Source organism: Siphonobacter sp. (assembly GCF_048595215.1).
Taxonomy (GTDB): domain Bacteria; phylum Bacteroidota; class Bacteroidia; order Cytophagales; family Spirosomataceae; genus Siphonobacter.
The window spans coordinates 1-10,242 of record NZ_JBMDWJ010000003.1; the positions used below are offsets into that span (position 1 = coordinate 1).

Here is a 10,242-nt window from a genome sequence, read left to right on the forward strand (position 1 = left end):
TTAAAATCATTACCTCCACTACTCGTCCGGGCCGTAAAGGACCCAGTATTGCTGACTGGGTAGCTTCCGTAGCCCAACGCCATCCTGATTTCTCGGTTGAAATACTGGATCTGGGCGAAATCAATCTTCCCTTGATGGACGAACCCGCACACCCTGCCATGCGTCAGTACGAACACGAGCACACGAAGCAGTGGAGTGCCAAGATTGACGAAGCGGATGCCTTCATAATTGTTACCGCTGAGTACAACTTCAGTATTACGGCTCCCCTAAAAAATGCTCTGGATTACGTCTACCACGAATGGGCCTACAAACCCGTGGGCATTGTCAGTTACGGCGGTCAATCGGGTGGATTACGGGCGGCTCAAGTGCTTAAGCAAGTACTCACGACGTTGAAAATGGTACCGCTCGTGGAAAGCGTAGCCCTGACGTTTTTCAATAAGCTATTTGACGATGAGATGAATTTCCAGCCTACCGATAGTTCGGAGCGGGCGGCGGATGCGATGTTTAAAGAACTGGCCCGCTGGACGAAAGCGTTGCAGACGCTACGTGTTTAACCATTCTAATCCCGGACAGGGTCGGATTAAAATCCGACCTTAGTAAACTAGTCGAGCCTACAGCTCTTACACGCATGTATAAGAGCCGTAGGCTCGATCCATTCCGTAACCTAGGATTTCAATCCCAGACCCATTCACCCGCAGGTCTTATTTCTTCAGCAGCCGTACCTCATAAATTCCTCCCGTCGCCGAACCCGGTTCTGCGACAAACTTGACCGTTAGCGGTCCTGCCTGAGCATTTTGAGAGGCGGAAATGGCGTATTCTTCCGTATAAAACGCTTCGCCTTTCTGACCATCCTGCTCGACGGTAGCCAGGGGTTGATCGTTTAAAAGAATTTTGAACTTTCGGTTTCGATCCTTACCCCAATACGTCACCTGCAACCGATCTGCCTGCTGATTCGGGTTTTTGAGCTGATAACTAAACCAGCCTCGGGCATCCCGCCAGTGACGGTCCTGATTTTGCCCCGTATTGCTTTTTTCGCTCTTGACAAAGTGATCGGACTCGGGTTGCTGTTCACCGGCATATACTACATCCAGCGTTATCGCGGCTAACTGCTGGGCGGCGGCCTCTTGCCGGGCCAGTTCCTCCTGCATTTTCTGTAAACCTTCCGGACTTTGTTTTTGCCAGTAAATCACGTAGCGGGCGTCATGGAGGCGGTAAAAAGGAATAAGCTCCAGTGTCCGATACTTGGCCGGATACAGTAATTCGGAAGCCGTGTAGGTAAGCGATTTGCCCGGTACGGGCTTCAGGTATTTTTCGATCCGTGATTCGTTACTGACCAGCAAAGGCATCTGTTGGAGCGGATACGTTTTCCCCGCTGCGATATGTCCCATCCGACTATCATCGGCCAGCAAGCCATCCAGATCGGTGGTATCCGTTTTAGCCGCCAGTACGATGGGTCCCCGCAGGAAAGCCACGTAATTCGATCCATCCGGCAAAGCTTCCGTAGTCGTCTGCATGGGAAGGGTAATCTCGATCTGATCGCCTTTCTTCCAGGTACGCTCCAGAGCAATGTACGACCCGGGTTGAGCCGTTACATCCGTCTTCTTTCCATTGATTTTCAGGCTCAAAGCTCCTGCTGCCACCCAGGACGGATACCGTAGGTTCAGCGTAAATTTCCGGGGTTGCATGGTTGTTAGCGTCAGCCGGGTACTTTCCTGATCCGGAAATTTCGTCTGTTGAGTTAGCGTAACTCCCTTTTCTTTCCAGTTCAACTGCGAAGGAATGAATAAGTTGACGTACAGATCATTACCCTGGTGAGCATAAATCATCTCACCGTATTTCCCGTGATTTTCCAATCCCGAACCCACGCAACACCACATCCCCTGCGGTACCTGCGAGTATACCCGGTAATGACGGGGCCGCATGGGCGTGAAGTATACAAATCCACCCGTACCCGGCCGTTGGGTCGAAAGAATATGGTTGTATAATGCCCGTTCGTAATAATCCAAGTAGCTAGCTGTCCCCTCTGCTTCGTACAACTGCTTAGTTAGCTTCAGCATGTTGTACGTATTACAGGTTTCCGGACCCTCCACGCGGCTAATCATCGAGCTGAAATTGTTAGTGGGGTTGAAGTGTTCACTCACACTGTTGCCCCCAATCACTACCGTACGTTGCTTGACGACGGTTTCCCAGAAAAAACGAGCAGCCCGATGGTACGCACTATCCCCACTAAGTTCGGCGATGCGTTCAAACCCTATAACCTTAGGAATTTGCGTATTGGCGTGTAAACCATTTAGCCGATCCTGTTGCTCAACCAGTGGATCCAGAATAACGCGGTGCGAGTAACGGCGAGCCAGTTCGAGGTATTTTTTATCTCCCGTAATGAAGGATACATCCGCAAATACTTCATTCAGTCCCCCGTGCTCGGAGCGTAACATATTCTGAATTTGCTCGTCGCTTAATCCGGCGGAAAGCTGAACCATCCAGTCGGCCAATCGGATCAGCATCGTTTTAGCCTGCTCATTACCCGCCACCAGATATGCATCCCGCAAACCAGCGAAGATTTTATGGATGTTATAAAGGGGCACCCATTTCGAATTCAGACTAAAAGTTCCCGCATCAATTTTTCCCTGGGCAATGTCCTTCCAGATGGCAACGCCGCCCGGTACGCCACCCACATAACCGGTGCCCAATTGATCCTGACAACGTTTTAGCTCGGCGATCATATAGGTAAGTCGGTCTTGCACTCGCTTATCACCCGTAGAAGCGGCCATGAGCGACAAAGCCGTCAGGTAATGCCCACCCATGTGCCCGTCCAGTCCGGTATTTTCCCAATTCCCGTAGCTGGCTACTTTGGAGGGTAGGCCCGCTTCTCGCCGATACGGAGCCAGCAAACGATCCGGATCCATCGCCATGATGTACTGGAGATCCGTTTGCTCCGCTTCTTTAAATGCTCCGGGGAGCAGTCGTACCTCACGGAGTGGAAAAGACTTTACCGGTTGCTGAGCGAAGCCGAGTAAAGCCTGGGTGCATAACGTACCAATAAGTATTCCTGTACGAAACCGATTCATGTCAGGTAAGTAATTAAAGAGGTCTTGTTTTAAAATTGCGTCAATTTAACACATTTCTCAAAAATACTAAAACTTCTTTGTTTAATCCTTTTAGCAGCGGCCACTTAACTAGCCTTTCCGCACCGCTTTTCCATTGAGTAACGTACCCAGCCAACGATTACGAACCAGATATTGGTAGCTCAACAAAAGCGTAGCAATGGATACCCCAAAAATGACGGCTACTTTTAGCAGCCAAGGCCAGGGTTGGGCACTAACCAGAATTTGTAACACCACCACCAGCGGAAAATGGGCCAGATACATCCAATACGAAGCATCAGCCAAATAGCGAAACGTAGCGTTAGGTCGGGAGAAGAAGTGCAGCATATATCCCAAAAACGCAAAAACCAAACCCGTAGAAGCCAATCCGTAACCAGCTTTGTACACCTGGTCACTGAACAGGGTCGAACCGGTATCAGCCCAAGCCCGGCCGGACTGCGATAGAAAGTATACGTAAACCCCAGCCAGTAAACAACCGCTGAAAAACAGTGTCACGTGCCGATGCGTTTTGAGTTGCGGTAGTACTTCGCTTTGTCGCCGTAGCAACCAACCCAGTCCGAAAAAAAGGCTGTATACCAGAAAGGGACGGGTATTAGGTATCAGATTGTTGTTGGGCGTATCCACGCCAAAAAGCTGATTCATTCGCAGCATGGCGACCGCTACCACTAGCCCAACCACCCAGGCGGCCCAGGGTTTGTACATGAGCTGGCGGAAGAACGAATCGAATCGGGGACGAAACTTACCCATTGAGTTCAACACGGCAACCAGCAGTGGACGAACCAAAAGGGCCGTACCGCAGAATAAAACCAGGTAATACAGAAACCAAAGGTGGTATAGCGGCATAAGTAATCCCTCGAGGTTGAACCATTGTCCACTCCAGAATTCATTCCAGGACGTAAGCCAAGGGGAAACCACCTGCTGTTCCGGTGTTTCAGAAAAGTCTCTCAATCGCTGGCGTCCCCAAATACGTAAGGACCGAAAGATGAGGTGCAGCGGCGGCCAAAAGAGTACCAATGGCAAAATCACCCGTTTGAACCGATGCTCTACAAAACCAGCTACGCCGCGTTTGTGGTAAAGCTGATGAGCGAAAAAACCCGCAATCACAAAGAACGCGTGCATTCGAAAGGCATGCAGCGTAAAAAAGATAAAGTCGAGTAGTGAACTACTGGTATTGTCGTGGGTGAAGTAGGCCTTTTCCGGTTTATACTGGATAAAGGATTCAATGCCGTGGTAGAAGATGCCTAACAACAAAGCCAAAGCCCTGCTTGCATCTAAGGCATAAAATCGACTCGCTGGGGCTACAACGGTAGGCAGACCATCGCTGGGTAAGTTCATAGAGCTTAATTGAACAACCCTTCGGCGGAATAATAGGGTATATGGTTATCGAATTGGGAAGCGTACGGAATTGAATGGAACTGAATACGAGTGTACCGATCAAAGAAAAGTACGGATAGCGGAAAAGGCGGTGGACTTAGATTGTAATCAAAGCTAAACAAGAACCGTGATTTTATAACTACCTGTTCTTGGGTTCATTCAGGATTTTTAGGCCCTTATTATTCTTACTAACCACCCAACTCCGGTGATTGTTTTGATTTTCTTCCATTCAGTAAGCGATTCAGTGACGGTATTGATCCACTCGTTTCTTGGTTTGCAATCGTGATACTCCACTGAAATGCGTATAGGAAGGTCCGTGGCTACTATTACGGGCCTTGCTATGGAGTAACCTATAGTATTACTCACGCAGAAAATATTCAGCATACGGTTGATAATAGTTTCTTAGTGCAAGAGGTTATTAAATTCTTTCCGAAACCTGATCGAACGTTTCACAAAAGATCTTGTAGAATCGACTGAGCGTACCCTTAAAATAAAAACGATAATCCCGATTTATAAATTCTATAGAATTAAAGCCCCCCCTTTACATCCTCTCCCACTTTTGCTCAAATAATTTTTTGAGTTGTTCCAGCTCTTGGTGGTGCATGGTTTTCTTCCGGGTACCGAAGTAGAGCGTATTTTCCCAGGCTTGGTTACCTTGCCAGACTACGTTGATTTTTCCCGCATCCAGTGCCTCCCGACAAAGGAAGTCCGGCACAACGGAAAAACCCTCGTTGTGGCTCAAACAACGAATAATGGAACTGATATTGGGAACGATATAATTCGGACTGAAGTCAGGATGTTCGCTAAAATTCTTCGACCAGAAGTTTTTCAGGTGTTCCATATCACCGGCCGTACTGTACCACAACTGTTGCTTCAAAAATTCCTTTGTTTCTGTCGTATTGCCTTTTTCTAATAAGCATGCGAGTATAGATATATCGGTTTTGCTCCCCGCAATGAGTACAACTCTTTCTTTAGAGAACGGTTCGTAAACCAGGTTTTGTTGATTACCCTTTTGAGGGGTGACGATCATGTCCAGTAAACCGTTGTCTAAATCTGCCTGCATTTGTGGGTACAAACAGAACTTGATAATCAGATTAAAGGGTAGACTCGCTACGTGTTCTTCCAAGGTATACTGAAACGTTTCGAAACACATCCCTACACTGATAGTGATCCGTTCGGGCTGCGATCGTCGGTGAAAATGCTGCTCGGCACTATCCAGTTTTTGTAGCGGTTCAAGGATGAAATTATACAGGATTTTACCTTTTTCGGTAGGTACCATTTTTCGCGGCGAACGATCAAATAGCTTGTACCCCGCGTACGCTTCCAGCGAATTGAGGTGTAGACTTACCCCCGGTTGCGATATAAACAACTCCTGAGCTGCGGCCGATAAAGTACCTGTTTCATAGATGGCTCTAAACGTCCGAAGCCATTCCAAATTCCATTGCATAAGTATAATATTTATGATACAAAGGTATCAGTTAAGTTATTTTAACAATACTGAAATGCTTCTGAAATTTGTCCCCCGATCCCCAGGAAGATACTCCTTTCAACGAGCATCACCGTAGAAAGGTATCTAGGGAGAATCGGTTATGGATTAAATTATCAACAGGAAATCAATTAAAATGGAATACAGAAAATTAGGTCATTCGGGACTCAACGTACCCGTCTTAAGTTTAGGTACTGGCACGTTCGGTGGCACTAATGAGTTCTTCGGACGGTGGGGGCAGACCGATGTAAAAGAGGCTTCGCGATTGATTGACATCAGTATAGAAAGGGGCGTCAATTTCTTTGATACCGCTAATGTGTACTCCCAGGGAGCTTCGGAAGAAATTTTGGGGCAGGCCATACGGGGCAAAAGGCACAAGACCATCCTGGCTACGAAAGGTTCATTCACCATGAGTGAAGGGGTGAACGATAAAGGGTCCTCCCGTTTTCACCTCATCAATGCTGTCCATGATAGCTTAAGACGTTTGGGTACGGACTATATTGATGTGTATTTCATGCACGGTTTTGACAGCCATACTCCACTGGAAGAAACCCTGCGGACCTTAGATAACCTCGTAGCTGGTGGAAAGGTCCGGTACATTGGGTGTTCCAATTTCGCCGCCTGGCAACTGATGAAATCCCTGTCCGTTTCGGAAAAATACAATTTAGAGAAATATGTGATCTATCAGGGATATTATTCCTTGATCGGACGTGATTATGAGCAGGAGCTAATGCCTTTGATCAAAGACCAGCATATGGGCTTAATGGTATGGAGCCCACTGGGCTGGGGCCGGCTGACGGGAAAAATCAAACGCAATCAACCCATTGCCCAAGGACGCATCCAATTGGGCGGAGCCGTAGGCTCACCGCCGGTGGATGACGAACACCTCTATACGGTCGTGGATACACTGGAACGGATCGCTACTGAACTGGGTAAAACTATTTCGCAAGTAGCTCTCAACTGGCTTCTCCAACAAGATACCGTTTCTAATATCGTCATTGGTGCAAGAAACGAAGCACAATTGATCGAAAACTTAGATTCGGTAGGCTGGTCTTTATCAGACGAACATTTGGCAGAACTAACTACCCTTACCGCCCCAACACTGATTTATCCGCATTGGGTCGGAGAGCGTTAAGGCGTACTACTTTCTATTGTGATACAGGCGGTCAGACCGTTTAACCACATCCCTCCATTCACTATAACAAAAAAGGTCCGTAGCAATGCCTACGGACCTTTCAATTATACGCCTATTCCATTACTAATTCAAGGGTTCAGCGGCCGGAAAATCAATTGGAATTTCCGTTAAGGCAAACGCGTAATTGGTGAAGGTTCGAACCGTGATCAAGGCTACTAATTCCATCAAGGCGGCTTCGGTGTAGCCTGCTTCAAAGAATCGTTCTTTCCGCGTACCATCCGCTTTCCCTTTATTTTCGGCGATGGATTGCGACAATTGTACAAGGACGTTCAGTTTCGGATCATTGACCTGCCCTCTGCGAATAGCCAGGGTATCTTCTTTACTGAAACCACGTTTCAAAGCCATGGCCGTGTGAGCGGCTAAACAGTAGTCACACGCGTTTACTTGCGATACGATGAGGTTGATCGCTTCCCGCTCTTTTCCCGTGAATGCCGAATGAGCCGTTACGGTAGCTTCCAGATCCAGCAAGCCTTTTAGGGCCTGGGGTGAATAACCAATGGTAGCGTATAGATTAGGAACTTTGCCCAGGTGTTTTTCGAGTTGTTCAAATAAGATTTGAGATTCGGGACTTACCTGCTCTTTGGTAGGAACGGTGATCGTTTTCATGATCGGATGGATTGAAAAGGTTTGTATAATGTTTGTATAAAATCGATTAGTTGCTGTGACGACTGAGGTACAGGCGGGCGGATTCGCTCATGGTTATCAAAGCTCCACCTAGAATAACGATGTCTTTAATGACCAGCCGTCCCCGCCCCGACAGGTACGGAAAACCCCATTGTTCGTCGCCCAAATTTGGAACCCAGCTTTCGGGCGTAGTGATAAGAAAGGAAAGCGTACCGAGCGTCATGATAAAGATGAGGATACTCCCCACCATACTCGCCAGCGGAGCGACCCGGTGTAGAGCCACCAGTACCGCCACTGTTACCAGAAATACGCCCAAGCCCTTGGAGAATCCGTAAGTGTTGTTTTCAAGATGCCAGGCGTGATTTTTCGGAATCAATTCTCCCTCTTTATTCATGTAGGCTTTGTACTCTTTGGGGTGTTCGTAGAAGAACGACATGAACGGACTGTTCGCCACAAAGGGTACAATTCCGTCGGCTTCGTAGGTGAAGAATTTGAGTCCGCCGATCCAGAGAAAAACGACGACGATACCCCAGCGAATGACGGTTTTACCCAGGTCATCTAGGTGGGCGATGGTATGAAGAATTGACGTTTTCATTGCTGTGTTTGTTTGAGTGATACAAAACTACAGCAAGGGTCCACGGGGGAACATGGACAAAAAAGGCTAAGACTTGGACAAATCCGCCACAATCGAAATGCCCGTCTGCTCGCGGAACGCCTGCGGTGATACTTTCGTGATTTTTTTGAAAAAACGACTGAAATAGAATTCGTCCTGAAAGCGTAGGTTGTAGGCGATTTCCTTAATGCTTTGACGGGTCAGGTGCAGTTGTTTTTTTGCTTCCAGAATTAATCGCTCCTGAATGAGTTGGGAAGGGCTTTTCCGGAAATACTTTTGGCAACGCCGGGTGAAGTTATCGGATGACATGGCCAGCAGAGCCGCGTAATCCGAAGGCTTGTGTAAAGTCAGATAATTCTCATCGAGCAATTGTCGAAATCGCTCCATTTGTTCGTCTTTCTCCGGGCGATCCGTTTGTTGGCCCATTGCCTGCCTTTTGATCGTACTCGACTTCGCCAGAAAAAGCTGTACATAGGAACGCAAGACAATCTCAGAGGGAATAGCCTGACTGGCTTCGTCCTGAATATCATCCAAGATGGAAACGAAGCGGCGGGTTTCGTCGGGCGTCAGACGTACAATCGGGTCAAGGTAAATGTTGTTGAAGAGAAGTCCATTACACGCTACCTCGTTCCGATGGTATTCAATGCAGTAAAAATCACTGTGAAACTGAAGCATCCGGCCGCCGGGTACCTGACATTCGTCCAGGTAAATAATTTGCAGGGGCGTAGCGAATAGCAACACGGGTCCGGTGAATGGAAATGTACCAAAGTCCGCATGAAACGTACCTTCCCCTTCGGGAATGAACCAGATGGTATATTCCGACGATTGCGAGGGTACACACAAGACCTCGGCCGTGAGCGACTTTAGTCCTAGTAAATAGGTTCCGGCAGCTGAATAAATCGTTTCCAAGATAATCGGTTTAAACTTCGTGCTAAGCTATACGTTCCGCTGATTTACCCTTTGGTTTAGTACTGATCTTTTGGTACTCTTTACAAACTAGATTATCTCTAAATCCTTATGAACACAGCTACTCTACTCGCCCAGCATCTACGCCATGTTTTCTTCGGAGGTAACTGGACTACGGTTTGCCTGAAAGAACACCTGACGAATCTTAGCTGGCAGCAGGCTACTACCCCGGTTTTGACAATAAACACCATCGCCGCTCTCACCTACCACATTCACTATTACGTGATGGCCCAGCTTCGGGTATTACAGGGCCAGCCCCTGCAGGCCAGTGACCGGTTCAACTTTGACCATCCGCCCATTCAATCACAGGAAGAGTGGGAAAACCTGTTGGGAAAAGTCTGGTCAGATGTCGAAACGATGGCCCAACGGGTTGAACAATTACCAGACTCTGTTCTGGAGGAAGCCTTTACCGATGAGAAATACGGCAGTTATTACCGAAATATTCAGGGAATGATTGAACATACCCACTACCACCTGGGTCAGATTGTACTGGTTAAGAAACTACAAGCTGCTCCACTTCCTGAGCCTTGATGTGATAAACGGGCGTTTCCTGCAAACGGGAAGCTACCACCAACTCAGTCGTATCCATGTGCGGCAGGAACAGTTCTCGGGCCCGAATGGGACAATTGTTTTCCTTCGATAAGTGCGAAAGAATGACGTGGCTCATGTACGCAGGCTTGTGGGTACGCAGCAAATCCAGTGCCTGCTGATTGGACAAATGCCCGTGACCACCCCGAATACGCTGCTTGAGGAAATACGGATAACGTCCCTGTTCCAGCATGGCTTCATCGTAATTAGCCTCCAGAAAGGCCGCGTGGCACTGGCTGAAATGTTCGATGAGGCCCGTACAGGTCTGTCCTAAATCCGTGAAAACCCCAAC

General features: G+C 47.9%; 9 protein-coding genes and 1 pseudogene. 3 read left to right on the forward strand and 7 right to left on the reverse strand.

Annotated features, from left to right (window positions below; translation table 11 throughout):
• Positions 1 to 554, forward strand: a 554-nt coding sequence (locus ACOJTG_RS00040) for an NADPH-dependent FMN reductase (RefSeq protein WP_420151922.1), incomplete at its 5' end; no start/stop codon positions are given.
• 147 nt (positions 555 to 701) lie between these two features.
• Here the strand turns inward: ACOJTG_RS00040 and ACOJTG_RS00045 are convergent.
• From ACOJTG_RS00045 to ACOJTG_RS00055, 3 genes are all read right to left on the reverse strand, one after another.
• A complete protein-coding gene (locus tag ACOJTG_RS00045; protein WP_420151923.1) occupies positions 702 to 3,068 on the reverse strand; it encodes a beta-L-arabinofuranosidase domain-containing protein in 2,367 nt (788 codons plus the stop codon).
• Between the two features lie 108 nt (positions 3,069 to 3,176).
• The gene (locus ACOJTG_RS00050; RefSeq protein ID WP_420151924.1) at positions 3,177 to 4,439 is read right to left on the reverse strand and encodes an acyltransferase family protein; all 1,263 of its coding nucleotides are present in this window, start codon (positions 4,437 to 4,439) and stop codon (positions 3,177 to 3,179) included.
• Between the two features lie 580 nt (positions 4,440 to 5,019).
• Positions 5,020 to 5,925, reverse strand: coding sequence for a LysR family transcriptional regulator (locus ACOJTG_RS00055; RefSeq protein WP_420151925.1), 906 nt, complete (start codon positions 5,923 to 5,925; stop codon positions 5,020 to 5,022).
• 175 nt (positions 5,926 to 6,100) lie between these two features.
• Here ACOJTG_RS00055 and ACOJTG_RS00060 point away from each other — a divergent pair, with 175 nt between their 5' ends.
• Positions 6,101 to 7,099 carry an aldo/keto reductase gene (locus ACOJTG_RS00060; protein ID WP_420151926.1) on the forward strand — a complete coding sequence of 333 codons (999 nt, stop codon included), beginning with the start codon at positions 6,101 to 6,103 and terminating at the stop codon, positions 7,097 to 7,099.
• A 123-nt stretch (positions 7,100 to 7,222) separates the two neighbouring features.
• On the opposite strand, the gene ACOJTG_RS00065 is transcribed toward ACOJTG_RS00060, so the two are convergent.
• The 3 genes from ACOJTG_RS00065 to ACOJTG_RS00075 form a co-directional block, all read right to left on the reverse strand.
• Positions 7,223 to 7,765 (reverse strand): carboxymuconolactone decarboxylase family protein, encoded by a 543-nt coding sequence (locus tag ACOJTG_RS00065; protein WP_420151927.1) that lies wholly within the window; start codon positions 7,763 to 7,765, stop codon positions 7,223 to 7,225.
• Between the two features lie 46 nt (positions 7,766 to 7,811).
• Entirely contained in the window at positions 7,812 to 8,378 is a 567-nt protein-coding gene (locus ACOJTG_RS00070; RefSeq protein WP_420151928.1) for a DUF417 family protein, read from the reverse strand.
• 66 nt (positions 8,379 to 8,444) lie between these two features.
• Positions 8,445 to 9,305 carry a helix-turn-helix domain-containing protein gene (locus tag ACOJTG_RS00075; RefSeq protein WP_420151929.1) on the reverse strand — a complete coding sequence of 287 codons (861 nt, stop codon included), beginning with the start codon at positions 9,303 to 9,305 and terminating at the stop codon, positions 8,445 to 8,447.
• Between the two features lie 108 nt (positions 9,306 to 9,413).
• Here ACOJTG_RS00075 and ACOJTG_RS00080 point away from each other — a divergent pair, with 108 nt between their 5' ends.
• The gene (locus tag ACOJTG_RS00080; protein WP_420151930.1) at positions 9,414 to 9,893 is read left to right on the forward strand and encodes a DinB family protein; all 480 of its coding nucleotides are present in this window, start codon (positions 9,414 to 9,416) and stop codon (positions 9,891 to 9,893) included.
• Here ACOJTG_RS00080 and ACOJTG_RS00085 read toward each other — a convergent pair.
• Positions 9,856 to 10,242 (reverse strand): annotated as a pseudogene (locus ACOJTG_RS00085) (MBL fold metallo-hydrolase); the annotation flags it as partial. The gene ACOJTG_RS00080 and the pseudogene ACOJTG_RS00085 overlap by 38 nt on opposite strands.